25 protein-coding genes and 1 pseudogene are annotated in these 23,720 nt (G+C 39.2%); 10 read left to right on the forward strand and 16 right to left on the reverse strand.

What is annotated here, in order from left to right; genetic code table 11:
• Positions 1-492: 492 nt before the first annotated feature.
• Positions 493-1,574, reverse strand: a protein-coding gene (locus tag BN1875_RS02415) for an IS3 family transposase (protein WP_147570561.1) whose coding sequence is annotated in 2 segments (ribosomal slippage) — positions 493-1,346 and positions 1,346-1,574 — 1,083 coding nt in all. Because the reading frame shifts where the segments join, the coding sequence is not laid out codon by codon here.
• A 64-nt stretch (positions 1,575-1,638) separates the two neighbouring features.
• Between BN1875_RS02415 and BN1875_RS02425 the strand changes: the two are divergent.
• Positions 1,639-1,953 (forward strand): annotated as a pseudogene (locus BN1875_RS02425) (IS982 family transposase); the annotation flags it as partial.
• Positions 1,954-2,108: 155 nt separating this feature from the next.
• Here BN1875_RS02425 and BN1875_RS02430 read toward each other — a convergent pair.
• The 3 genes from BN1875_RS02430 to BN1875_RS02440 all read right to left on the reverse strand — a co-directional run bounded on the left by BN1875_RS02430 (position 2,109) and on the right by BN1875_RS02440 (position 5,302).
• The gene (locus tag BN1875_RS02430) at positions 2,109-2,825 is read right to left on the reverse strand and encodes an ABC transporter ATP-binding protein (protein ID WP_048603271.1); all 717 of its coding nucleotides are present in this window, start codon (positions 2,823-2,825) and stop codon (positions 2,109-2,111) included.
• Positions 2,826-2,835: 10 nt separating this feature from the next.
• On the reverse strand, positions 2,836-3,906 hold the full coding sequence (locus BN1875_RS02435; RefSeq protein WP_048603272.1) for an ABC transporter permease: 1,071 nt from the start codon (positions 3,904-3,906) through the stop codon (positions 2,836-2,838).
• Between the two features lie 329 nt (positions 3,907-4,235).
• Positions 4,236-5,302, reverse strand: a protein-coding gene (locus BN1875_RS02440; RefSeq protein ID WP_147570562.1) for an IS3 family transposase whose coding sequence is annotated in 2 segments (ribosomal slippage) — positions 4,236-5,089 and positions 5,089-5,302 — 1,068 coding nt in all. Because the reading frame shifts where the segments join, the coding sequence is not laid out codon by codon here.
• Positions 5,303-5,390: 88 nt separating this feature from the next.
• Between BN1875_RS02440 and BN1875_RS02445 the strand changes: the two genes are divergently transcribed.
• Positions 5,391-6,407 (forward strand): IS30 family transposase, encoded by a 1,017-nt coding sequence (locus BN1875_RS02445; RefSeq protein WP_048603273.1) that lies wholly within the window; start codon positions 5,391-5,393, stop codon positions 6,405-6,407.
• A 513-nt stretch (positions 6,408-6,920) separates the two neighbouring features.
• On the opposite strand, the gene BN1875_RS02450 is transcribed toward BN1875_RS02445, so the two are convergent.
• The 8 genes from BN1875_RS02450 to BN1875_RS02485 form a co-directional block, all read right to left on the reverse strand.
• Positions 6,921-8,126 carry a tyrosine-type recombinase/integrase gene (locus BN1875_RS02450; RefSeq protein WP_048603274.1) on the reverse strand — a complete coding sequence of 402 codons (1,206 nt, stop codon included), beginning with the start codon at positions 8,124-8,126 and terminating at the stop codon, positions 6,921-6,923.
• Between the two features lie 2 nt (positions 8,127-8,128).
• Positions 8,129-8,329 (reverse strand): DUF3173 family protein, encoded by a 201-nt coding sequence (locus tag BN1875_RS02455; RefSeq protein WP_048603275.1) that lies wholly within the window; start codon positions 8,327-8,329, stop codon positions 8,129-8,131.
• Positions 8,330-8,439: 110 nt separating this feature from the next.
• Complete coding sequence (locus BN1875_RS02460; protein ID WP_048603276.1) at positions 8,440-8,718, reverse strand: hypothetical protein; 279 nt, start codon at positions 8,716-8,718, stop codon at positions 8,440-8,442.
• Positions 8,719-8,736: 18 nt separating this feature from the next.
• Positions 8,737-9,570, reverse strand: coding sequence for a rolling circle replication-associated protein (locus BN1875_RS02465; protein WP_048603277.1), 834 nt, complete (start codon positions 9,568-9,570; stop codon positions 8,737-8,739).
• 285 nt (positions 9,571-9,855) lie between these two features.
• Positions 9,856-10,059, reverse strand: a complete 204-nt coding sequence (locus BN1875_RS02470) for a hypothetical protein (RefSeq protein ID WP_048603278.1) — start codon at positions 10,057-10,059, stop codon at positions 9,856-9,858.
• On the reverse strand, positions 10,043-10,816 hold the full coding sequence (locus tag BN1875_RS02475; protein WP_048603279.1) for an AAA family ATPase: 774 nt from the start codon (positions 10,814-10,816) through the stop codon (positions 10,043-10,045). Before BN1875_RS02475 ends, BN1875_RS02470 begins: the two co-directional genes overlap by 17 nt.
• Positions 10,803-11,327, reverse strand: coding sequence for a hypothetical protein (locus BN1875_RS02480; RefSeq protein WP_048603280.1), 525 nt, complete (start codon positions 11,325-11,327; stop codon positions 10,803-10,805). Before BN1875_RS02480 ends, BN1875_RS02475 begins: the two co-directional genes overlap by 14 nt.
• A gap of 10 nt (positions 11,328-11,337) precedes the next feature.
• A complete protein-coding gene (locus tag BN1875_RS02485) occupies positions 11,338-11,724 on the reverse strand; it encodes a hypothetical protein (protein ID WP_048603281.1) in 387 nt (128 codons plus the stop codon).
• A gap of 277 nt (positions 11,725-12,001) precedes the next feature.
• Between BN1875_RS02485 and BN1875_RS02490 the strand changes: the two genes are divergently transcribed.
• Positions 12,002-12,241, forward strand: a complete 240-nt coding sequence (locus tag BN1875_RS02490) for an IS1/IS1595 family N-terminal zinc-binding domain-containing protein (protein WP_048603282.1) — start codon at positions 12,002-12,004, stop codon at positions 12,239-12,241.
• A gap of 53 nt (positions 12,242-12,294) precedes the next feature.
• Here the strand turns inward: BN1875_RS02490 and BN1875_RS02495 are convergent, their stop codons facing one another.
• The 4 genes from BN1875_RS02495 to coaA form a co-directional block, all read right to left on the reverse strand.
• The gene (locus BN1875_RS02495; protein ID WP_048603283.1) at positions 12,295-13,458 is read right to left on the reverse strand and encodes an HNH endonuclease family protein; all 1,164 of its coding nucleotides are present in this window, start codon (positions 13,456-13,458) and stop codon (positions 12,295-12,297) included.
• Positions 13,455-14,621: an adenine-specific methyltransferase EcoRI family protein gene (locus BN1875_RS02500; RefSeq protein WP_048603284.1), complete on the reverse strand. Its 1,167-nt coding sequence runs from the start codon at positions 14,619-14,621 to the stop codon at positions 13,455-13,457. The genes BN1875_RS02495 and BN1875_RS02500 overlap by 4 nt, the downstream gene beginning before the upstream one ends.
• Positions 14,622-14,846: 225 nt before the next feature.
• Positions 14,847-16,412 carry a glutamine-hydrolyzing GMP synthase gene (guaA, locus tag BN1875_RS02505; RefSeq protein ID WP_048603285.1) on the reverse strand — a complete coding sequence of 522 codons (1,566 nt, stop codon included), beginning with the start codon at positions 16,410-16,412 and terminating at the stop codon, positions 14,847-14,849.
• Between the two features lie 60 nt (positions 16,413-16,472).
• On the reverse strand, positions 16,473-17,396 hold the full coding sequence (gene coaA / locus BN1875_RS02510) for a type I pantothenate kinase (RefSeq protein ID WP_048603286.1): 924 nt from the start codon (positions 17,394-17,396) through the stop codon (positions 16,473-16,475).
• 178 nt (positions 17,397-17,574) lie between these two features.
• On the opposite strand from coaA, the gene BN1875_RS02515 reads away from it, so the two are divergent.
• From BN1875_RS02515 to BN1875_RS02545, 7 genes are all read left to right on the forward strand, one after another.
• Positions 17,575-18,147 carry an SGNH/GDSL hydrolase family protein gene (locus BN1875_RS02515; RefSeq protein ID WP_048603287.1) on the forward strand — a complete coding sequence of 191 codons (573 nt, stop codon included), beginning with the start codon at positions 17,575-17,577 and terminating at the stop codon, positions 18,145-18,147.
• Positions 18,148-18,151: 4 nt separating this feature from the next.
• Positions 18,152-18,754 carry a class I SAM-dependent methyltransferase gene (locus tag BN1875_RS02520; protein ID WP_048603288.1) on the forward strand — a complete coding sequence of 201 codons (603 nt, stop codon included), beginning with the start codon at positions 18,152-18,154 and terminating at the stop codon, positions 18,752-18,754.
• 146 nt (positions 18,755-18,900) lie between these two features.
• Positions 18,901-19,917 (forward strand): LacI family DNA-binding transcriptional regulator, encoded by a 1,017-nt coding sequence (locus BN1875_RS02525; RefSeq protein WP_048603289.1) that lies wholly within the window; start codon positions 18,901-18,903, stop codon positions 19,915-19,917.
• 126 nt (positions 19,918-20,043) lie between these two features.
• A complete protein-coding gene (locus tag BN1875_RS02530) occupies positions 20,044-21,345 on the forward strand; it encodes a pyrimidine-nucleoside phosphorylase (RefSeq protein ID WP_048603290.1) in 1,302 nt (433 codons plus the stop codon).
• A gap of 11 nt (positions 21,346-21,356) precedes the next feature.
• The gene (deoC, locus tag BN1875_RS02535; protein WP_048603291.1) at positions 21,357-22,019 is read left to right on the forward strand and encodes a deoxyribose-phosphate aldolase; all 663 of its coding nucleotides are present in this window, start codon (positions 21,357-21,359) and stop codon (positions 22,017-22,019) included.
• A gap of 21 nt (positions 22,020-22,040) precedes the next feature.
• Entirely contained in the window at positions 22,041-22,439 is a 399-nt protein-coding gene (locus BN1875_RS02540; RefSeq protein ID WP_082147224.1) for a cytidine deaminase, read from the forward strand.
• 65 nt (positions 22,440-22,504) lie between these two features.
• Positions 22,505-23,611 (forward strand): BMP family lipoprotein, encoded by a 1,107-nt coding sequence (locus BN1875_RS02545; protein WP_048603293.1) that lies wholly within the window; start codon positions 22,505-22,507, stop codon positions 23,609-23,611.
• The last annotated feature ends 109 nt before the right edge of the window (positions 23,612-23,720 follow it).

Consider the following 23,720-nt stretch of genomic DNA (forward strand, 5'->3'; position numbering starts at 1 on the left):
CCTTCCGGAAGGTCTGTGAGAACTTTCGCTCTCAACATATACAGACGGTTTGTAGGACGCGTTTTGAAACTGAAAGTTGAACTGTAACGGGATCTTAATGTTCATTACCGAATTACGTGACTACTGCCCCGAAGCCATGCTATGAAAATTCACTCGCTAACAATATCAGCTGCATGGTGCAAAATGACGAGCCATTTTACACGATTTCCGCTGAAACAAGACACATGTAACAAAAAAGGCCTGTACACCATGGCAACTAGAGTCATGGTACAGACACAAAGATAATGGTTTACAGTGAGCAAATGGTTCATATTGCGGGTTGTTATGTCAAGATTTCGGACAAATAAATGCGAATAGTCAGTGGTACCACTAACTATCTTTAGAGAATCATTGGTGCTACGTTGAAAATGGTGAACTGACAGATTTAGGGGTATGCCAAAAAAGCCGAAAAAAGATTATTTTTTCTCAGCCCTACTTATAAAGACTTAGTCGCTACGCGACTGACGAAATACGGTCCTGATTGTACCAGCGTATATAGCGATCAATACCAGCAATAGCTTCATGAACATTTTTAAAGGAGTGGTTATTCACATATTCGCGTTTTAAAAGTGAGTGAAAACTCTCGATCCGGGCATTATCTCCCGGACATCCTTGGCGGGAATAAGAATGTTTAATACCAGCTTTAGCCAGAGTGCTTTCAAATAAGGCACTGGTGTATTGACTTCCCATATCGCTATGAATGATGACTGGTTGATCTGAACGCTTTAAAATAGTTTTAATTGGTGCAGTAGCCAGTTCCTGGGTCATCTCAGATCCGATATTATAAGCGATCACCCGCCGGGTGGTCGGATTATAAACACTGGCTAAATAGAGCCATGAACGTTGAAGCGGAATGTAGGTAATATCGGTTACGAGTACCCTGGTCTGATCAGCTAAGTCTTTAATCAGATTGGGCCGTTGCGGATACTCAGTGTGGGTTTTCGGTTTACTGATCTTTCTGACCATCCGCGATCGTATCCCTAATTCTTTCATCAAGCGGTAGACCAGCCATTGACTGACTTTTAAACCAAGCATTTGGTAGAGCGCTACCGTTAATCTAGGATAACCATACATGGGATATTTTAACCAAAGTGATAATAACTGTTTTTTGATTAATTGATGTCGGCAGGCAGTTTTACTGGGTTGCCAATGACGATAACTGTAATAGGTGGAACGGGGAATCTTTAGCATTCTTAAAATATGAGTAATGCGGTGCTTTGCTTGCAAATTAGCTTGGACAATTTCTAAAACGACTGCTCGTCCTTTAGCTATTAGTTTTTTGCCAACAGCACCGCTGCTCGTTTTAAAATATCAAGTTCCTCCTTAAGTCGGCGGTTTTCCTTGATTAGGGCTCGTTCATGGTCCGAAAGGACCTGGGTATTATTGGGATCAGCTTGGTTAATCCATTTAGTAACAGTGGAGACACTAACGTTGTATTCCTTAGCTAAGGAATTAGAAGAGCGCCCTTTTTTGTGTAATGACACGATAGATGACTTAAATTCAGGTGAATATCGATTGGAAGATTTAATAGGCATAATAAAAGACTCCTTTGAAATAATTATAGCGAACAAGTTGTCCGTAATTACATCATAAGAGCCATTGGCGGATAAAGGCTACGTTAGTACAAAATTGAAGCAGGCTTGTCACGCCATCGGCGTAGATTTATGGACTCCTTCAAAGAAAAATCAGAAAGCAAATGATACTATCGACAACAGCTTATTAAGGAAATTTCGGAAGAAAGTAGAAACCGTTATTTCCAGTTTAAGTTTAATAGGTGTTCAAAACTTTAAAAATCGATCTCTGGCGGGGTTTGAAGCACGTTTAGAAGCAATTCTATTGACCTATAGCTTTATGCTGAAAAAGGCGCAGGTCAGCGTTTCTGGAACACTTAGATATTCACTTGGTCGTTTTTAAAATTAACTAGCACAACGGGTTTTACTATATACACAGAATCAACACACCGAATAGATGAGTGGTTAAATCAATAAAAAACTATCCACGACACTGATTTGCTTAATCCAACAATTCTAGTTTGGAAAGTTATCTGTCGTGCATAGTTTTTATTTTTTCTAATTTTCATTGTCTTCTTCACGGGCATATTTTTGCTTTATTTTTTCCGCATCTTTTTCAACCATCAGCCCATCTCTAATTTCAATAATCCGGTCACAGTACTGAACCAAGCGAATATCGTGTGTCACCATGATGATCGCTTTGTTTTTTTCCTTTGATTCTTTAGCCAAAATTTCTACAACTTCAAAAGCTCGTTCTGAGTCCAAGCTAGCGGTTGGTTCATCTGCCAAAATAATTGTAGGATCATTATATAACGCACGTGCAATCGCCACACGCTGACGTTCTCCGCCTGACAATTCCTCTGGATATTTTTTTACCAACTTAGAAACTCCTAGTTGATCAAATAATTTATCTTTCGATAAGTGCTGTTCCTTGCTACTAATTTTATCGACCAATTTCAGCTGATTTTCGACACTTAAAAACGGAATCAAATTTGAAGCTTGCAAGATAAAGCCAATTTTTTTAAACCTCAACTTGGCCCGCGTTTTTTCTTTTTCTTCACTAAAGTTTTCACCGTTGATTTTAACTTGACCCTCAGTAGGTGACTGTAGTCCCCCTGCAAGCGTAAGAAAGGTACTTTTTCCTGAACCAGAAGGGCCAATTATTGCGACAAATTCGCCTTTTTCAACTTTGAAATTTGTTGTTTTTAATGCTTCGATTGTTGTGTCGCCGTCTTTGAACTGTTTTTTAACATCAATGAATTCTATTGCGCTCACACTATCACTCCTAACCTATCGCCTTTAGAGGATCGATCTTTACAATCGTCCTAACTGAGAATAACGCACCTGAAACTGCGAACAATAGCATCAAAATACTAACACCTATCAAAAATAAGTAATTATTTTGATACGGAACCGCGGCTGGCAATAGAAAAGATGTCAAAATACTTGTTAAAGCACCTATTACAACACCCACAAAAGCCAATAAGAATGTTTGAACAATGACAGATTTAGCAATGTAGCCGCTCGAAATTCCTTGTGCCTTCATGACGCCAAATATTTTTTGCTTTTGCATGGTCAAGACATACACAAAAATACCAATAACAATTGCCGCAATAACAATAAGAAACCCAATCATAAAGCCAAAAGTAAGTACTTGTGCACTGTACCCTGGTAAATCATTGATGAAATTGCCCACTGAAATTTTTTCTAAATCATCAGGATATGCGGCAAGAGGTCCCCTAATCACAATGCCGTTGATTCGCGCATTCTCACTCGTATCCTCTTTTTCAAAGCGAATTTCTTGAAACGCGTTAATGCTCGTGTATAACACTGGTGAAACGCTAAATTTTGCATTTTCTGTAAAACCAACTACTGTGAGCTTTTTTTCATTCCCCGAAAGCGAAAGCTCATCACCTATTTTAATGCCGTATTGCTCCTTCACACTACTATCAGCAACCACTTCATCATTTGAAGCAAACATCTTTCCCTCAACTATTTTAGGTGCTAAGAAGCTGTCTGCCTCAATCCCAAAAAAACTAACGTCAATTTTTTCATTATCTTCTGAAGAATTGTCAACGATTACGCCAGGTGTTTGTGCAAGTAAGGCTTTATTTTTGGCATCTACATTGTCTAATTCCTTTCTGGCAATCATTGACATATTTAAATTTGAATTGGCTTCTTTACTCAATAAAATCGTATCTGCCTGCCATTTATCAATAGCTGTTCGATTGTCTTGTGCAAGTCCATAAGCAAGTCCTGTCAAGAAAAACACCAAATAGGCGATTAAGAACATTACGCCCATTACCAAGCTATATCTTAATTTAGCATGTTTTATTTCATTCCAAGCTAAAAACATATTGTCACCTCTACTAAAAAATGTTTATTTATATACGCATAATAACATAACCACAACCCGTTGTGCTAGTGAATGCTGAACTAGGCTGCCGTAAATGACGAATCCCCAGTAACTTTGTAGTTAATTTGATACAACTTTGACGCCTTGGTAATAAGGTTCTTATGTCAAGATTTCGGACAAATAAATGCGAATAGTCAGTGGTACAACTAACTATCTTTAGAGAATCATTGGTGCTACGTTGAAAATGGTGAACTGACAGATTTAGGGGTATGCCAAAAAAGCCGAAAAAAGATTATTTTTTCTCAGCCCTACTTATAAAGACTTAGTCGCTACGCGACTGACGAAATACGGTCCTGATTGTACCAGCGTATATAGCGATCAATACCAGCAATAGCTTCATGAACATTTTTAAAGGAGTGGTTATTCACATATTCGCGTTTTAAAAGTGAGTGAAAACTCTCGATCCGGGCATTATCTCCCGGACATCCTTGGCGGGAATAAGAATGTTTAATACCAGCTTTAGCCAGAGTGCTTTCAAATAAGGCACTGGTGTATTGACTTCCCATATCGCTATGAATGATGACTGGTTGATCTGAACGCTTTAAAATAGTTTTAATTGGTGCAGTAGCCAGTTCCTGGGTCATCTCAGATCCGATATTATAAGCGATCACCCGCCGGGTGGTCGGATTATAAACACTGGCTAAATAGAGCCATGAACGTTGAAGCGGAATGTAGGTAATATCGGTTACGAGTACCCTGGTCTGATCAGCTAAGTCTTTAATCAGATTGGGCCGTTGCGGATACTCAGTGTGGGTTTTCGGTTTACTGATCTTTCTGACCATCCGCGATCGTATCCCTAATTCTTTCATCAAGCGGTAGACCAGCCATTGACTGACTTTTAAACCAAGCATTTGGTAGAGCGCTACCGTTAATCTAGGATAACCATACATGGGATATTTTAACCAAAGTGATAATAACTGTTTTTTGATTAATTGATGTCGGCAGGCAGTTTTACTGGGTTGCCAATGACGATAACTGTAATAGGTGGAACGGGGAATCTTTAGCATTCTTAAAATATGAGTAATGCGGTGCTTTGCTTGCAAATTAGCTTGGACAATTTCTAAAACGACTGCTCGTCCTTTAGCTATTAGTTTTTTGCCAACAGCACCGCTGCTCGTTTTAAAATATCAAGTTCCTCCTTAAGTCGGCGGTTTTCCTTGATTAGGGCTCGTTCATGGTCCGAAAGGACCTGGGTATTATTGGGATCAGCTTGGTTAATCCATTTAGTAACAGTGGAGACACTAACGTTGTATTCCTTAGCTAAGGAATTAGAAGAGCGCCCTTTTTTGTGTAATGACACGATAGATGACTTAAATTCAGGTCCCCAGTTTACAATTCAAGTGCAACACCCTGACGACTAGACCAAAAAGGCCATGAAGACCTATTCTTGTTAGTGCTAGCTAAACAAGAAAGCAGGAATCTTCATGACCCACTCTCAGACTAACACCCACAAGCATTACCAACAACTCAGTTTTAGCGACCGTGCTACAATTCAGGCCCTTCGGGCTGCTGGTGACACCGCGACCGTGATTGCACAGAAGCTTCATCGCAGTAAAGCGACAATCTCACGAGAAATCACGCGTGGATCTGTAACTCAGCTCGACTCGAAGTGTCACTCGCATCAAGTCTATCTTGCGGAAACTGCCCAAGCCATGCACGACCGTAAACGCGATAGAACCGGTCACTACGCCTTTCTTAAGACCGGCCGTGCGTTCTTCAAGGCTCTCGCCAGGGAGCTTACTCGTAAGCCGCGCGTACACAGCGTTGATAGCTTCGTACACTTCTATCGCGACCAGGGCAAGGCTTGCCCTTCAACGACAACTGTGTATCGCTACATCGACGCCGGGCTGCTTGAGCTAGACAACATGACACTTCCCAAGAAGCTCCGACGCCGCATCAAAGGCTATAAGAGCGCCCACAAGCGCAAGAATAAGAAGATATACGGCGACTCAATCGAGTTGCGTCCTGCGGCCGTGAATGACCGCACAGGCGTGGGACATTGGGAAGGCGACTTGGTCAAAGGTATTCGCTTAGCTGATGAGCCAGCATTAATGACGCTCACAGAACGGTACAGCCGGACTGAGATCATCGTCAAGATTCCTGACTATCATGCGGGCACCTGCCTTAAAGCCTTGCAGGACACGATCGACGACTACGGGGCCAAGGAGTTTGAGAGTATCACTTTTGACAATGGTTCCGAGTTTGCCAAGTTATCAGAGATTGTTGGAACCCAGATTTACTTCGCACATCCGTACTCGCCTTGGGAGCGTGGCACAAACGAGAACGCCAATGGACTGCTTAGGGAATTCTTCCCGAAAGGGAAGTCTCTCAGAGCAGTTACCCTGGTTGAAATTCAAGCAGTCCAATCCGCACTGAACCATCGTCCAAGACGTATTCTGAACTATCTTCGCCCATGCGATTACTACCGATGCATGGCGTAACAGCCTAGACCACTATCAAGGATTCGTTATCATCGTTGCACTTGACTTTAAAATTGGGGACTTAAATTCAGGTGAATATCGATTGGAAGATTTAATAGGCATAATAAAAGACTCCTTTGAAATAATTATAGCGAACAAGTTGTCCGTAATTACATCATAAGAGCCCTTGATTGTGTACAGCATAGCACAACAAGATTTCATCGTCTAGATAGGACGGCGAAGAAAATTTCACACTCTTACCTAATATGCCGCTGACTGTAAGACGTCGCACAAAAATATCCCCGCCAGCTCGGCCCTAAATCGGCCCAAACTTGGCGGGGATTCTGGCGGGGAACGTAATAATTCCCCCGCCAATCGTATCCTTTGTATCTTCCGAAAATGCCGTTAAATCAACATTCCGGGTTCAATTTACATGTACTTTTTATTCCCACTCAATGTAAGTAGCTTCGTATAAATGCTGTTATATCAGCTTTCTTTCAGCATATTCTTCATTTAGGTAGGAAAATGGTAGGGTTAAATTTTTACTGCTTGATTTCCGTTAAAGTTTGCAACGCTCGATTTATTAGCATAGGTAAAACTGATATTCCCAGTCATTTGTTCAGCGATGCTTTCATCATTTCGACTCCACAGATGAGCATAGTGCTTTAGAGTGATTTCTGGGCTAGAGTGTCCCAACCGTTGAGATACAACCAGAATGTCTGCATTGAACTCATTGATTAAGTAACTGACGTGAGAATGACGTAATCCTTTTCCTTGGATTATTGGAACTTTAGCTAATTTAGCGTAGCGTTGAATGATTCTCTGAACAGTAGACCGATAGAGCGGTAGGTCAGTGTAGCTAAGAATAAATTGTTCTACACCATGTTTCTTTTGAACTTTCTTCCACTCTTGGAGAACTTGAATTGTATCATCGTCTAATGAAATAATTCTCAGGCCACTTTCAGTTTTCGTGTAAGGCTTTCGAATGAAGTTTTCTTGATTAGTCATTTCCAAAGTGTGGTGAATTCTTAGCTTTTTCCGCTTAAAATCGACATCATTCCAATTCAGCGCTAGGCCTTCACTTACCCGAATTCCAGTCATATAATATAGCCAAATCAAGACGAAACACATATGTTCATAAAAGTCATGCTTATAGATTTTTGCTAAAACTTTTTCAAACTCTTCTTTCGTCCAATAAGGAACAATGGCTTTGCCTTTTGGAATTGCCTTAGTTCTCTTGGAGATATTTTCATTTAAGAACTGGAGAGTAACGGCATAATCAAGCGTTTTACGGAACATACCGTACATAAGAGAGCTATAAGCTTGTGAATAACCACTCTCGTTTAGTAACCAAATTCGATAATTCTCACAGTCACGAACACTAATATCACGAAGTTTCTTTTCTGCAAAGAAATCTGTAATTTGAGTCAATCCGCATTCTCTTGAGTTCCACGTACTTTTTTGAACACTTGCTTTATAATGAGCAGTATAGAATTTTTCCATAAATTCCTTATAAGTTAGCTCATAGTTAGCATAGCCATTCAGTAACATGTATTCATTTTTGATACGCATAACTTCTTTATGTGCTTCACGAGCTGATGAAAATCGTTTGCCTAGCGAATCTTTTGTTCCCTTCTTCTGAATCCTCTTACCTGTTACTTGGTCTGTTCCTAACTCAACTAGATAGTAAATTCGACCGTTTTTATCTTGGTATACGCAAGGATATTTTGTTTTTGACATAGTTATTCCTCCGTTGATAAAGGAACACCTATTATCTCAGCCACTTTGAAACGAGGGGCTACCGCCACTCGCTTTCCATTATAGTAGCTGAACCCGTCATTTACCATTAAAATTTTAGCTTGCCGAATAATCGTTTCAGCTTGATGTTTCTTAAATCCCATCTCGATTAATTCATCTTTTGAAATCATATTTGAATTTTTCATAGTTGCATACTACCTTTCACTACTCTTATAATGAAAGTAGCAGATTGCCGTCTGCTACTTATATAGGAATGTCTGTCATTTATCCTTTAGCGGGGGAGATGGCAGACTTTTTATTTCTCAAAAATTTCCTTAGGAATTACAGACTTAATTTGTTTTTCAATTTCCAAGCACTCACTAGCTTGTTGCTGTAATTCTTGTATCATTTTTGATAAACGCTTTTGTAATTCTAACATTGCTAACTCGGGCTCTTGTTCGCAAGCTACATCTACTGTAGTTATTGATCCTTGCAAACTATCACAAACACTTTTTAGTGTGATATTACTATATTTTAAATTGTGGATTTCGGCAGCTAAAAGTGCCTGACCCAATGAACCCTTAAAAATGTTCATTCTCATTCCTCTTTTCTATCAATCTACTTTTTTTGCTACTAATAAATAGGTATCACTTGTTTGATTAATTGTGCCTGTTTCTTTATCTACAGTGAGATTATAGATTCCTTTTGCAAGATGATTATTGCCTAACCCATCTGTTCCGATAACACCAAAATTAGGAATGAAATTAGTTAAATCATCATTATCAACCAAATCTAAACTCACTTCTGGTTTTTTTAGACCTATACTATTAAAGTATCTTTTTTTGCGAAACATTGATTTATCTGTCATTAATTCCTTAGTGATATATTTAGTCATGTAACTAGCAGTTCGTTCACGACTAATAATTTTCTCGCAATCACTGAAACCATGTTTCCAATCGCTTAAATTGTATACTTGTCGTTCACTTCTAATAATGGCTTGTCCAGTTTTGGGATTAGTAGCTTCAACAAAATTGGCAGGGACATCACCTAATAATCCATGAAAATGTACCGCTCCAGATTTATGAAGTTCAGGTATTACTAAATAATCAAATTTTTTGTACTTATCTCTCATCCATCGACACCATTTTAAAAGTAATGTTTTTGCAGTCTCGTAATCTAAACTATTAGATTTTTCAGGGTCTATCGTTAGTGTTACAAACCATTCAAATGGATTAGACAAAGCGTAACCTCGAATTTTTCTTTTTATAGCATATGTTTGTTTTTTAGTTCGCGCCTCTTGAGCTTCATCACTAATTTCTGATTTATCAGTAGCACCACCTAAATGACTTGCACCAGTTAAACGAGTTTGTACCTGATTGTAAGCAACAACCTCAAGCATTCCATTTCCAAAATCAGTTGTTTTTCTCGTATATTCTTTCAAATCCATCTTCTAATTCCACCAATCAAAAACTTATGATTTTTTGCAATTCGTCGTAACGTCGCCTATTGTCGAGTAAGGCGACGCTAGAAATCAGTAGGTTGCGTTGACTAAATTAAGTACTACCGCGAGTGCTACAGCTCCGCCTAATCAAGGATGCGCGCTTGCGGATTGTAACCGCTTGGCTGTGACAAGTCCCAGTCCAAGCGGTTGAATTAATCCACGCGCGCAGCCCTCATTAGGCGGGCTGTGGCTGTCGCAGTTATGCACCATTCAGTCACGCACCGCCAATTTCTAGTTACGCTTCCGGAAAGTTGGCGTAAATCTGTATTTCGAAGACATCAAAGCAATATAATTACCATTTTGAGTTTGCTTAGCTTTATCTTGCAAGTAATCTAATCCAAACCAACGCGCCATTTGTCGTTTATCCGAACTAATTACCCGAACCGTACCGTCATCTAATTCTAATACTTGAAAACTCTTAATAGCTTGGACCATAACTAGCACCTTCTTTTCTTAATTCATACATTAAACTCCGGAAGTCAACATTACTGAAATCCATATATGGTGCTTTAAATGCAGTCAATCCATTTTTTGGCGTGAGGATATAACCTTTTCCAACACCACCATCATAATTCGTAACAATATCTTTTTTATATACTCCAGTTGCAACGTGGAATAACTCATCAGAAACATTTGCCCCCATAATAATCCGCGTTTGGCATTGTTCGGTAACTGCTTTTGGTAAATCAGTAGCTAATAACCGCTGTGATGTTAATACAATAATATATCCAGCCATACGGCCTTTCAGAGCTAATAATTTTAGTAACCGTTCCATTTCTGCTTTCTGTTTCTTATCGCCTGATTCTAGAGCAGAAAGTACTTCATCAAAAATCAAGACATGAGCGGGTAATTTAAGTGTTGCAAAATTAGTATCTAACGAGATTTCATCCGAAGAAAAATAATTGTTATAATCGTCTTCCATAGATTCAACTAATTCCGTTAACATTTTGATAATCTCATCTACATCTGATGCAACCGGCACGCCAATACTTTTATATGTTTCACCAAATGCTGTTTTCTTTGCATCAATCAATAAGAGGTTATGTCCACGTTTTAAGACCATTCCTGCCAAATAGCTTAGTAACATTGATTTACCAGCGCCACTTGGAGCCAGCAATAGAATATGGCACGCTTCCGTAATAAGGTTCCACACGATTTCATCGTACAAAGGAATAGGTTTATAGCTTGTCATTTAGTAACACCTCGATTCCATTAAGGGACTTTGGAGCAGTTCCTAGAATTAATTGAACATGGTTATTATGTTCAATATATTTTAAAAGGTCTGCACGAAGAAATTCTTGTAATTGCTTTGCAACCACTTTTTTATCTGATACTAAGCCACCAGAGAAAAATTGAATTACAGTTTTATTAGTATCAGTCTTATAACGCCATTCAATAGAATATTTCATTTTTCCATCCTCCGTTTGTTTAGTTAACATTTCGGTAAATCTAATTAATTGCTTGCGAAGACGCAAACTTCTGATCGGACTAAACCGTGAATATAAAATTGTTCCAACAATACATACAGATTCAATTACTACTCCCATCAAAGTAATAGTAAGCAATAATTTGGTTGGAAATAAATTCGGTAATTTCCAATTAATGAATAGTGGTAATAACATCATTGAAAACGCCACTAACATAATCATTACCATCCATTGCATCTTTTCGGTGTTAGAAACTCGAATACGTAATCGCTTCATAACTATTCACCTACTTAGATTCTTCAACAGGTTCAATCTTTGTTACTAGCAATTTCAATCCAGTCGCAGAATATCCATTAAAATTTCCACCGCGCATATTAGCATTGAGTGTAAAGTTATAATCTACAATTTTAAATTTCTTATTGATTGAAGATTTTCCATCAATTGTTTGTCCACCGGTTAAAGTGAAATCTAATTCAACCATGTCTATAAGTGAGTTGCCTGAGACAGCGTGAATTTTTTGTGTAACTTCATGGGTATCTTGATTTTCAAAAGGATTACGTACTTGTTTAATAATAACCACACTCGGAACAGTTACCTTATCCCGTAACGCGTCTTGAACTGCTGGATTTGAAATTTGGTCTTTAATCTTTACTTCTGTAAATAATGGTTTCATTTTGAAACCCTCCATTCAATTATATTTTGTTTGAACTAGCTAGTTCGTATAAGGTTTCCGCCTTATGATATGAGTATCTCATCAACCCAATTAGATTGAAATTCGGTTGTGACAAAAATATTGGTATATTTTTTTGAGATTATTTTACTCATAAATATAGGGGTTCGCCTTATGGTGATAGTATCTCATCAACTAAAAAGAATTGAAATTCGGTTGTGACAAAAATATTGGTATTTAAAATAACTTTGCTTATAATAAAGATAGAGGGGGGATTGTTATGCTATGTAATCTCTGTGGTTCAAAAACTATTAAGTATGGAACTCACAATGGTGAACAAGTTTATCAATGTAAATCATGCGGACACGTTCTAACGAAAAGGTCAAAAAATGATGATGCTTTAAAAAAAGAAATAAATGAATTACTTGCTTCAGAAAAAGTGAGAGATATGGATGATATTGCAAAATATTATGATGTGAGTAAACGGACTGTGCAACGGTGGGTTTCAAAATGGAATTAAGAGTAAATAAAAAACGTCTCCTCAATTTTTGTTGAGGAGACGTTTGCTCTATATTAATTATTAGACTTCTTGCTGTTGTGATGCTTGCACAACATTTGTAAATTATCACGTTCAGTTTTCCCACCTTTAGACCAAGGCACAATATGGTCGCCAGCCATTTCTGAATATTTCCAGATATAGTCAGTATGTTGATATTCTAAATCAGTATTACAGGTTGGACAATTTGAAGTACCGTTTTCTTTAGCATTATTGGTTTGTTCTTGATACTTGGCTTTTTTATCAGTTTCACTAAAGGCTCTTATATTCAATAAACTAGTATTTTTTTCACCACCCAAGATAAACTCAAAAATACCAGCCCTTTTTGTGATGTCAGGGTCTGCAAGTAATTCTCTTACACGTATTTCTACGTCACTTGGATTATATGAAATGCGGTGATAAGTTTCATATAATAATCCCCAATTAAGACCGCGCATTTCCTTTTCAATATTAACAAATACAGAAGAAGCCCACTCAATAACCGTATTAAAGTAATTCTTCAAATCACTAATATTTGTGTCATACCTATGCTGTGACATATAGGTATCAATATTACCTCTGCTAACCCAATTCAGAGCTTCTTGTAAAATATCTTGTCTATTCACTACACCTTTGATATAACTTTGCCATTTTTGCTGTTTGGCATTACCGGAGTTAGAAAATTCCTGTTTTGCTTCAGTAACAAATGGGCCAGAGTAAATAGCGTTTCGTAATTCTTGTTCATTAAGTGGAATACCAGCAATATTAATAGTTTTAAACCACTCTTTAATTTCACTTTCGCTTCCTTCACACTCATAGATTAGAAGTTCATAGTTTAAAATTTTCTGTTGTTGATCCTTGCTTAGTCCAGAAAAATAATTTCTATTATTATTAGAATCTATAATGGCAAATTTTCCTGTGATAAATCGACCTATCGATGTAATTCGTTGTTGTCCATCTAATACTTCAAAGGAATCATCCGAGACTTTATTAAAGTAGATTAAACCTAAAGGATAGCCTTTAAGAATAGAATCTATACATGCAACATCGCGTTTGCCATCTGCATAGATATAGTTCCGTTGGTATTCTGGCTGAATTGTTAACTTACCTGATAATCCAAATAAACCTTTTCCTTCATATTCATTGTATACAAATCCTTTAGTAATTTCTTCAACATTATATTGTTTTAAAATTGTTTTCATCTCTTCATCGCCCTTATAAAAACTCTTCTATACTTTGTTTTTCCTTTCAGTACAGGGCCATGGCCAATAAATTTATTAGTTGGATTATCTAGACCCAAAATCTCAAATTGCGCCGGATTAAATTTATCTAAAAATGAGATAGGAACACCCATTATTCCTTCATAATCGCTTGGTATCGCATCAGTATATGGAATTTCTATAGCATCATAATCATCATATCTCATGTAACCAATATTTTTAATGTTTTTATGTTTACTATATTTAATATTTTCTTCCATGGTCATTAATGATAATGGTTGGTGACGTTTTCCATGATCGAGGTTAGTCATCCATAACGCATTATTAGTTGATACTATGCGTTGTCCTTTTTCAATTCTGGCTTCTGTTCCGTATAACTCATAGCTATCAGGAACAATAAATCCTGAAATCCATCTACCCATTCCAGTTCCCAACCATATCTTATTATCCTTTATTAAAGGAAAAACTTCTTTATAAGTAATAGCATTCATATTGCCTATAATTAAAAATTGCTTTTCGTTAGGAGCTATCCACTCTAAAAATTCGCGGAATAATGAAAAGGGAGGATTTGTAATAATTATATCCGCTTCTTTTCTAAGTTTTGAAACTTCCTGACTTCTAAAGTCGCCTGCTGAAAAATTATTAATTCCATCTGGATTATTATCCCCTTTTAAGTAAGAAAGGATACTGCTAGTCCCGCCTGAGTCAATTACTTCCTTTTCCTTTAATAACCTTGTAATAACATCATCGATATTGACTGTTCCAGTTCCGTTTTCGTCCACAACTTCATTCAATTCTATTTTGTAGGCTTCAGTTATTTGTTTATCTCGTGTTTGTTCAATTTCTTTTTCAGGTACCAACTCCGGTAGTAAGGTTAATTGAGTATTAACAATTGGACTAGGCGCATAAGAAGTTGCAATAAGTTTTTTCAACCCATATTCATTAAATTTTGTAGCAAAAAATTTAAAAAAATTACTTTCAAATGGGTCATCAGCTGGAAGTAATATTGTTTTATCTCTAAAAACATTCGGATTATATTCAATATAAGCATTTACTTCTTTTTCAATATCAGACCATTGCGTATAAAATTCATCATTTTTTCCTTTTTTAGCTTTTGTTAAATGTTTCTGACGAGAATTTGCCATAATATCACACCGTTTCTACTTTATATTACTTAATCTAATGTCATTATATCAAAATATGACAATAACCATAGTAGTTCACAAAAAAAGCTTTAATTACAATTTGTAATTAAAGCTTTTTGGTAGGGAAAAGGTAGGGAACCTTCTTATTTTTAATAGAAATCAAGCATTTTAAAAGTAACAAAGTGCTGATTTATAGGCATTCCCCGTCCATATTATGTTAGCTCTTTATTCCCATTCCACCGTAGCAGGTGGTTTACTCGTAATATCATACACGATACGATTTACGTGAGCGACTTCGTTTACGATGCGGACGCTGATTTTTTGTAAGACATCCCACGGAATGCGGGCAAAGTCAGCAGTCATGCCATCGATGGAAGTGACTGCGCGGATGCCGACCGTGTAGTCATAGGTACGACCATCCCCCATAACACCAACCGAGCGGATACCAGGCAGAACAGTGAAGTATTGCCAAATATCACGGTCAAGACCGGCATTAGCAATTTCTTCTCGTAAAATCAAATCAGAATCACGGACGATTTCTAATTTTTCTTCGGTCAGTTCACCAAGTACGCGAATACCTAAACCAGGTCCTGGGAAAGGCTGGCGCCAAACGATGGCATCGGGCATGCCAAGTTGGGTACCTAATTCTCGAACTTCATCCTTGAACAAAGTGTTCAAAGGTTCGATCAGTTCAAACTGCATGTCTTCAGGCAGTCCTCCCACATTATGATGGGATTTTATGGTTTGAGCAGTTTCGGTTCCAGACTCGATCACGTCGGTGTAAAGAGTACCTTGTGCTAAGAAAGAGACACCTTCTTGTCCAGCTAGCTTGGTTGCTTCATCGTCAAATACATAAACGAATTCATTCCCAATAATTTTCCGCTTTTGTTCAGGATCGGAAATGCCTTTTAGTTTATTAAGGAAACGATCTTTGGCATCCACTTTAATGATATTCAAACCAAATTTTCCGCCAAGGCTTTCCATTACTTGATCGGCTTCATTTTTCCGCAACAGACCATGATCAACAAAGATACACGTCAGTTGATCGCCGATTGCTTTTTGCAACAAGACGCCGACTACGCTGGAATCTACTCCGCCGGAAAGACCAAGCAAGACTTTTTTTGTGCCGACTTGTTCTCGGATTTTTGCAATTTGCATATCGATAAAATTGTCCATGCTCCAGTCGCCTTTGCATTGGCACACGTCAATGGCAAAGTGTTTCAACAAAGCATTGCCGTATTCTGAATGACGAACTTCGGCATGAAACTGGATACCGTACATTTTTCGTTCATGGTTTTGGATAGAAGCGATTGGGCAGTCCTTGCTGGTGGCAACCACGTCAAACCCTTCTGGTGCTTGAGTAACTAAATCACCATGGCTCATCCAAACCGTTTGTTTTTTTGGTGTAGAGGCGAATAATTCTGCATTTTCAGAAAGAACTTCAAGCTCTGCTTTGCCGTATTCCCGGTTTTTTGCCGGTTCAACTTTCCCCCCTAGTTTATAGGTGATCAGTTGCATTCCGTAACAGATACCTAATACTGGAATACCTAAATTGAAGATTTCTTCATCGATACCAAATGCGTCTTGATCGTAGACACTATTTGGTCCACCAGAAAGAATGATTCCTTTCGGGTTCATGGCTTTGACTTCTTCGGCGGTGATTCGGTGGCTTAATAATTCTGAGAAAACCCCAAATTCACGAATGCGGCGAGTGATCAGCTGGTTGTACTGGCTACCGTAGTCAAGTACGATAATTTTTTCAACGTTTGGCAAATTGTCAACGTTTGTCACAATGATTACCTCTATTCCTTATTAGATTTATTGAATGAAAGATGACTCTTTCTCAACAGCTTAGTATTTACGAAGATAGATCTCATCGATCAAATGCTTCGTGGTTTTATGCAAAATTATATCGGCTCTGCTGCGAGTAGGCAAGATATACTCCTTTAAATTCTTCAAATTCACATTTTTCCACACTTGATCTGCCATTTGCAACGCAACTTGGCGATCTCCAGTGGCAAATTGATAATAATAATTCTCCGGATCTTGAAAAGCAGTATCCAATAGCTGTTCAAACCGTTCCAAATACCAATGCTCAATCAGTTTTGGTTCGGCATCAACAAAAATTGAAAAATCAAAAAAATCGCTGATATAAATTTGTTGATTTGCCGGTAATTGCAACGTATTAATTCCTTCAACAATTAAAATGTCCGGTTGTTCGATGGTTTCATATTCGCCTTCAATAATATCATACACACTATGAGAATAAATCGGAATATCGATTTTTGGTTTACCGGACTTGACTTCATTTAAAAATTGGATCAGATGTTCCATGTCATAGCTTTCGGGAAATCCTTTGCGATCCATGATGCCCCGTTCTTCTAAAACATGATTTGGATACAAAAAACCGTCTGTTGTAATCAGTTGAACATTGCGACGGGGAAATAAGCGATCCAATAATGTTTGGACTAAACGGGCAGTGGTTGATTTTCCTACAGCGACAGAACCGGCGATGCCAATAATGAAGGGTGGCATTTTGACGTAGCGATGCAGGAATAAGCCTTTGCTTAAAGTCAGTGATTCAAATTCTTTCATATATAAGTGAATCAAATGGCACAGCGGGATGTAAACATCTTCTACATCCTGCATGGAAATGCGGTCGTTCAAACTTTTGATGCTATCTAACTCGGCTTGTGTCAGCGGCATGTTGCCATTAGTATAAAATCCTTGCCACTGTTCGCGGGGAATCCGGTAAAAATTCATTTTATCATCCATTAAATGGTGCTCCTTCGTTCGTCTAAGGAAAGGATTTTTCAAAGCCCTTCCGATTCTCACTACCCATACTCGCGAATATTTTAACACAAAAAGTCCTTCAACATGACTTGGAACAGGAAATTAATGCAGGGAAATTGTCTTCGTGCTAAGATAAAAGCAAAAGAAAGGAAGGCAGTAAATGAAAAAAATCGTAATTTACGGTGACAGCATTGCCGCCGGATTGTTTGAAGGGAGAGAATCGACTCTTTTAGATACGTCGATTGCAAAGACCCTCAATAATATGGGCGTTTCTGATTTTCAAGTCGTCAATCTTGGAAAACGTGGTGCCTCCACTGCGTCTGCTTTGGCAGAACTTTCGCTGGCTGTGCAAGAAGAACCGGATAGTATCGTCGTAAACGTGGGAATCAATGATGCCATTAATCTGCGGGACAATCAAACACAGTATGAACAAAATTTACAAAAAATCCTCACCGCTTTTCCAGCAGAAAAAGTTATTTTTGTTGGTCCCAGCTTTGTGGATAGTCGTAAGAAAACACAGGCAGATTCTGAAATTTTGCAAACGTATATCGCAACGGCTAAAAAAGTGGCTTTAAATACCGCCGTGGATTTCATCGATATGTATCACCACATGACGGTTTATCCGGCGCCAACAGAATATTTGCAAGAAGACGGGTTGCATCCGTCAAAATTTGGGTATGAATTACTAGGGGCGTTGATCGCTCGTAATATAAAAAATAAATGGGTAGGATAAAAAAATGAACAATCACTACTATACGGAGCGTCCGGACACGGCGCACAATTTTGATCAATGGGAATTTGAATTGAAAGGCAAGCTGTTTCACTTTGTTACCGACAGCGGTGTTTTTTCAAAAAAAACGGTGGATTATGGGTCACGGGTGCTGATTGATGCGATGACGGCAGAAGAGTTGCCAGATGGGACATTGTTGGATGTGGGCTGTGGGTACGGACCGATTGGTTTGGCTTTGGCGGCTGCTTTTCAGCGTCCGGTAGAAATGGTGGATATCAATGAACGAGCAGTCCATTTAGCCCAGGAAAATGCTAAGCGCAATGGCATCGATTCCGTTGATATTCATTCATCAAATATTTATGAAACACTGCATCAAACAGATTACGCAGCCATTGTCAGTAACCCGCCGATTCGTGCCGGCAAGCAAGTCGTCCACGAGATTTTACAAGGAGCGTATGACCTGTTGAAGCCAGCAGGAACTTTGACAATCGTGATCCAGAAAAAACAAGGGGCACCCAGCGCCAAAGCAAAAATGACCGAAGTTTTTGGAAATGCGGCCATCATCCATAAAGATAAGGGCTATTACATCATCCAAAGCGTAAAAGAGTAGCTCAATGAAAAGACAGAAAAGACACTTTGGGGGACTGTTGACGTAATTTTGTTCTCAACGCCAACAGTCCCGTTGCTTTTCAAAAGCAACTATTTTTTTTGAAAGAAGTTTGGTACACTGAATGCGTGAAGAAAAGGGGTGAATCAATGAAATTAACAATCAAACAGATTGCCGAAATGGCAGGCGTTTCCGTAACAACGGTCTCACAGATTTTAAATAATAAAGGCACGCGATTTAGTGATGATACCCGGCGACGCGTTTGGGAAATCGTTAATAAGTATCAGTACAAGCCGGATTTTTTTGCGTCTAATTTGATTAATCGTCATTCAAAAACGATTGGAATGATCGTACCGGATGTAACGGATTTTTTCTTTTCCAAAATTGTTGAAGGGGTCGAGCGCTACGTCAATCCGTTGGGGTACATGATTGTTCTTTGCAATTCTCAGCACGATCAGGAAAAAGAAATCAGTTATCTCGAAGAATTGAGTCACCGTTCAGTGGATGGTATTTTACTGGCAACCCCAAATAAATTAGCGGAAGGCTATGAGTTGGGCAGTCCGTTTTATCATAAAATGCCGATGATTTTGATCGATCGGGGAATCAATCAGCGGGAAAGTGGGCGATTGATTGTCAAAGATTATGAAGGCTCCTATCAAGCTGTTTCGTATCTCATAAAAAGCGGCCATCGCCATATTGGAATGTTGAAGGAAAGCACCGGGTATTACCAATTAGAAGAGCGCTACAACGGTTATCGCCATGCCTTGAAAGATCATGGCATTCCTTACAAAGGGAAATATATCGTTGCCAACAGTTTGACTGTAAACGGCGGATACCAAGCCGCTAAAGAATTATTGAAACAAAAAGAGATTACGGCGATTTTTTGCGGAAATGATGCGATGGCGATTGGGTGTTACCAAGCGATTTATGAATTAGGGAAAAAAGTTCCCGAAGATATTTCCGTTGTGGGGTTTGACGGTCTCAGCCTTTCCGAGTATGTGATTCCGCCATTAACGACTGTTTTTCAACCGAGTTTTGACATTGGTTTTCACGCAGCAAAATTTTTAGTAGATGCCATTGAGTTTCCAGAAAAACGGGTACCCAATAAAGTGTTCGATACTAAATTAATTATTCGTGAGAGCGTAGCGGTGTTGACAACCGAATAAGAATCCTGTATAGTCCTTTTGTAAGCGTTTTAACAAAAAGAATATATTAGGTAAACTAGTTTACTAAAGTGGTTTACCGGATAAAATATTGTTGTATACTAGAGAAGAAGAGTAGGGGGCAAAAAAATGCGAATGGTGGATTTGATCGAAAAGAAACGTGACGGTCAAGTGTTATCTAAAGAAGAAATTGATTTTATCGTTACTGAATATACGGCGGGAACGATTCCTGATTATCAAATGAGCGCGTTATTAATGGCAATTTTCTATCAAGATATGACGGATGAGGAAATCACAAACTTGACGTTGGCAATGGCCTATTCCGGGGAAGTCATCGATCTTTCTTCAATCGAAGGAATTAAAGTCGACAAACATTCAACGGGTGGCGTAGGCGATACCACAACCTTGATTTTAGCACCGTTAGTGGCAAGTGTCGGCGTGCCGGTCGCAAAAATGTCAGGACGAGGATTGGGATTTACCGGTGGTACGTTGGATAAATTAGAATCGATCCCAGGATTTAAAATAGAAATTTCAGAAGAACGCTTTATCCAAATCGTGAACGAAAGCAAGGTAGCAGTCATTGGACAGTCCGGTGATTTGGCCCCTGCGGATAAAAAACTCTACGCCTTGCGAGATGTTACAGCAACCGTTAATTCGATTCCGCTGATTGCCAGCTCGATTATGAGCAAAAAAATTGCGGCTGGAGCCGATGCCATCGTGCTAGATGTGACTACCGGTGACGGCGCCTTCATGAAAAACATTGAAGATGCCCGGCGATTGGCGCATACCATGGTTCGAATCGGAAAACTTGCGGAGCGGCAAACCATGGCAGTGGTTTCTGACATGTCTCAACCATTAGGCGAAGCAATCGGAAATAGTTTGGAAATCGTGGAAGCAATCGAAACGTTGCAAGGCAAAGGTCCGGCTGATTTGGTGGAAATGTGTTATGCATTAGGCAGTCAAATGGTAGTTTTAGCGAAAAAAGCGGCAAATCTGGAAGAAGCACGGAAGAGGTTGGAAGAAGCATTGACCTCTGGGAAAGCCCTTGAAAAATTCAAAGAAATGGTTCGCAACCAAGGCGGAGATACACGGGTAATCGATCATCCAGAAGAACTTTTGACAGCAAGCTATGAAATAGAACTGCCTGCCTTAAAAGACGGAGTAGTTACCAAACTGGTTGCCAATGAAATTGGGATTGCGGCGATGATGCTTGGTGCTGGTCGTCAGACCAAAGAAGACAGCATTGATCACGCAGTTGGATTAAAGCTTCATAAGAAGATTGGCGATGCTGTCAAAAAGGGCGAATCACTGCTGACGATTTACAGCAATCGGGAAACAATCAGCGAAGTAGAAAAATTACTGTATGAAAATATCGAAATTGGTGAAAATGGGGATGAACCACCATTGATCCATGATATAATAACAGAATAGGAGTGGAAAAAATGGAATTAAACAGAATGATCGACCACACAATTTTAAAACCAGAATCAACAGAAGAAGACGTATTGCGAATTATCGAGGAAGCAAAAAAATATCATTTTTACTCTGTATGTATTAATCCAACTTGGGTAAAATTAGCCGCTGAAAAATTAGCCGGCGAACCAATTGCGGTATGTACGGTAATCGGATTTCCTTTAGGGGCAAACACTTCTGAAGTGAAAGCCTATGAAGCCACCGACGCTATCAATAACGGTGCAGATGAAGTAGATATGGTCATCAACATCGGTGCTTTAAAATCAAAACAATACAAAAAAGTACAAAGCGATATCGAAGCAGTCGTTCAAGCGGCAAAAGATCGTGCATTGGTCAAAGTCATCATTGAAACAGCATTGTTAGATAACGAAGAAATCGTAAAAGCTTGTGAATTAGCCAAAGCGGCTGGTGCCGATTTTGTTAAAACATCGACTGGTTTTTCTACGGGGGGAGCAGTTGCAGCCGATGTTCGCTTGATGCGTCAAACGGTTGGTCCAGAAATGGGTGTGAAAGCCTCTGGCGGAATCCACAGTGAAGCAGAAGCAATGGCAATGGTAGAAGCTGGAGCAACCCGTTTAGGTGTGAGTGCCAGTGTGGCAATCGTTACTGGATCAACGGGTACTGGCTATTAAACAAATGTATTGAAGGAGAAAATGATGGAAGCAAAGAAAGAATGGATTGAGATTGCAACCGATGCACTGGACAAAGCGTATGTTCCTTATTCCCATTTTCCAGTGGGGGCCTGTCTAGTAACCAAAGAGGGAAAAACCTATCAGGGAATCAACATCGAAAATGCTTCGTTTGGCTTGACAAATTGCGCAGAACGGACTGCTTTTTTTAAAGCCGTTTCTGAAGGCGAAAAGGAATTCAGCCATTTGGTTGTTGCGGGGCATACCCCACATCCTATTTCTCCTTGCGGTGCTTGCCGCCAAGTGATGGCAGAATTTTGTGACCCGGAGATGCCGGTAACTTTAGTCGGTGATGATGGCGCGACAAAAGAAACGACCGTGAGAGGGTTACTACCTTACGCATTTACAGACAAAGATTTATAACCTAGGTTCATTCAGTCATCATGGCTGTTGAAAAATAAAAAACTATTTTAGGGGGCTTTACAGAAATGAAAAAAGCAAAATTATTTGGTCTTGGGACAATCGCTTTAGCAAGTGCATTAGTTCTAGGCGCATGCGGCGGCGGTAACGGCGGATCAACAGATTCAACAGGCGGCGGCGACACAGAAGGCAAATCAGATGCTGAACACAGTGTAGCCATCGTTACCGATATCGGTGGTGTTGATGACCGTTCCTTTAACCAATCTGCTTGGGAAGGTTTGCAAGCATGGGGGAAAGATCATGATATCGCTCGCGGTACTGGCGGATATGACTATATCCAATCAAATGATGCATCAGAATACACAACAAACATTGACTCTGCTGTATCAAATGGTTTCCATACCATCTTTGGTATTGGTTATTTGCTAGCAGATTCAATCGCAACAGCAGCTGATGCTAACCCAGATACAAACTTCGGGATCATCGACTCAGAAATTCCTGACAAAGACAATGTTGTATCTGCAACATTTAAAGACAATGAAGCCTCTTACCTAGCAGGTGTTGCGGCAGCTGAAACGACAAAAACGGACAAAGTTGGTTTTATCGGTGGTGAAGAAGGGGTCGTTATCGACCGTTTTGAAGCTGGATTCGTTTTAGGTGTTGAAGACACTGCGAAAAAATTAGGCAAAGAAATTGAAGTAAGCGTTGAATACGCTGCATCATTTGGTGATCCTGCTAAAGGGAAAGCGTTAGCCGCAGCAATGTTCCAAGGTGGCGCGGACGTGATTTTCCATGCTTCAGGCGGTACAGGTGCGGGTGTCTTCCAAGAAGCAAAAGCTATCAACCAAAAACTAAATGAAGGCGACGAAAAGAAAGTTTGGGTTATCGGTGTAGATAGCGACCAAGATGCTGAAGGAAAATACAAAACAGCAGATGGCAAAGACGATAACTTCACTTTATGTTCTACTCTTAAAGGAGTAGGGGCAGCTGTACAAGATATCTCAACGCGTGCGTTGGAAGATAAATTCCCTGGTGGGGAACATCTTATTTATGGTTTGAAAGACGGCGGTGTTGATTTAACAGAAGGCTACCTTTCAGATGATGCAAAATCAGCCATTGAAACGGCAAAACAAGAAATTATCGATGGAAAAGTTGAAGTTCCAGAAAAACCTTAAGAATCAACATGTATCTATGGTCTTGCTTGTAAAAGCAAGATCATAGTTCTCATGAAAATCGTTCTTTATGAAAGAACGAGCGGAACGCTTTTTCATAAGGAAACTATTT

The organism is Enterococcus massiliensis (assembly GCF_001050095.1).
Lineage (GTDB): Bacteria > Bacillota > Bacilli > Lactobacillales > Enterococcaceae > Enterococcus_C > Enterococcus_C songbeiensis.

What these genes read in the sequence shown, in the direction of transcription:
- BN1875_RS02525 (WP_048603289.1), top strand. Translation starts at nt 18,901, where the DNA reads ATGAAATTAACAATCAAACAGATTGCCGAAATGGCAGGCGTTTCCGTA.
- BN1875_RS02500 (WP_048603284.1), bottom strand. Translation starts at nt 14,621, where the DNA reads ATGGCAAATTCTCGTCAGAAACATTTAACAAAAGCTAAAAAAGGAAAA.
- BN1875_RS02480 (WP_048603280.1), bottom strand. Translation starts at nt 11,327, where the DNA reads ATGAAGCGATTACGTATTCGAGTTTCTAACACCGAAAAGATGCAATGG.
- BN1875_RS02485 (WP_048603281.1), bottom strand. Translation starts at nt 11,724, where the DNA reads ATGAAACCATTATTTACAGAAGTAAAGATTAAAGACCAAATTTCAAAT.
- BN1875_RS02530 (WP_048603290.1), top strand. Translation starts at nt 20,044, where the DNA reads ATGCGAATGGTGGATTTGATCGAAAAGAAACGTGACGGTCAAGTGTTA.
- deoC (WP_048603291.1), top strand. Translation starts at nt 21,357, where the DNA reads ATGGAATTAAACAGAATGATCGACCACACAATTTTAAAACCAGAATCA.
- BN1875_RS02450 (WP_048603274.1), bottom strand. Translation starts at nt 8,126, where the DNA reads ATGTCAAAAACAAAATATCCTTGCGTATACCAAGATAAAAACGGTCGA.
- BN1875_RS02490 (WP_048603282.1), top strand. Translation starts at nt 12,002, where the DNA reads ATGCTATGTAATCTCTGTGGTTCAAAAACTATTAAGTATGGAACTCAC.
- BN1875_RS02545 (WP_048603293.1), top strand. Translation starts at nt 22,505, where the DNA reads ATGAAAAAAGCAAAATTATTTGGTCTTGGGACAATCGCTTTAGCAAGT.
- BN1875_RS02475 (WP_048603279.1), bottom strand. Translation starts at nt 10,816, where the DNA reads ATGACAAGCTATAAACCTATTCCTTTGTACGATGAAATCGTGTGGAAC.
- BN1875_RS02455 (WP_048603275.1), bottom strand. Translation starts at nt 8,329, where the DNA reads ATGAAAAATTCAAATATGATTTCAAAAGATGAATTAATCGAGATGGGA.
- BN1875_RS02465 (WP_048603277.1), bottom strand. Translation starts at nt 9,570, where the DNA reads ATGGATTTGAAAGAATATACGAGAAAAACAACTGATTTTGGAAATGGA.
- BN1875_RS02460 (WP_048603276.1), bottom strand. Translation starts at nt 8,718, where the DNA reads ATGAACATTTTTAAGGGTTCATTGGGTCAGGCACTTTTAGCTGCCGAA.
- coaA (WP_048603286.1), bottom strand. Translation starts at nt 17,396, where the DNA reads ATGGATGATAAAATGAATTTTTACCGGATTCCCCGCGAACAGTGGCAA.
- BN1875_RS02445 (WP_048603273.1), top strand. Translation starts at nt 5,391, where the DNA reads ATGACCCACTCTCAGACTAACACCCACAAGCATTACCAACAACTCAGT.
- BN1875_RS02435 (WP_048603272.1), bottom strand. Translation starts at nt 3,906, where the DNA reads ATGTTTTTAGCTTGGAATGAAATAAAACATGCTAAATTAAGATATAGC.
- BN1875_RS02470 (WP_048603278.1), bottom strand. Translation starts at nt 10,059, where the DNA reads ATGGTCCAAGCTATTAAGAGTTTTCAAGTATTAGAATTAGATGACGGT.
- BN1875_RS02495 (WP_048603283.1), bottom strand. Translation starts at nt 13,458, where the DNA reads ATGAAAACAATTTTAAAACAATATAATGTTGAAGAAATTACTAAAGGA.
- BN1875_RS02515 (WP_048603287.1), top strand. Translation starts at nt 17,575, where the DNA reads ATGAAAAAAATCGTAATTTACGGTGACAGCATTGCCGCCGGATTGTTT.
- BN1875_RS02520 (WP_048603288.1), top strand. Translation starts at nt 18,152, where the DNA reads ATGAACAATCACTACTATACGGAGCGTCCGGACACGGCGCACAATTTT.
- BN1875_RS02540 (WP_082147224.1), top strand. Translation starts at nt 22,041, where the DNA reads ATGATGGAAGCAAAGAAAGAATGGATTGAGATTGCAACCGATGCACTG.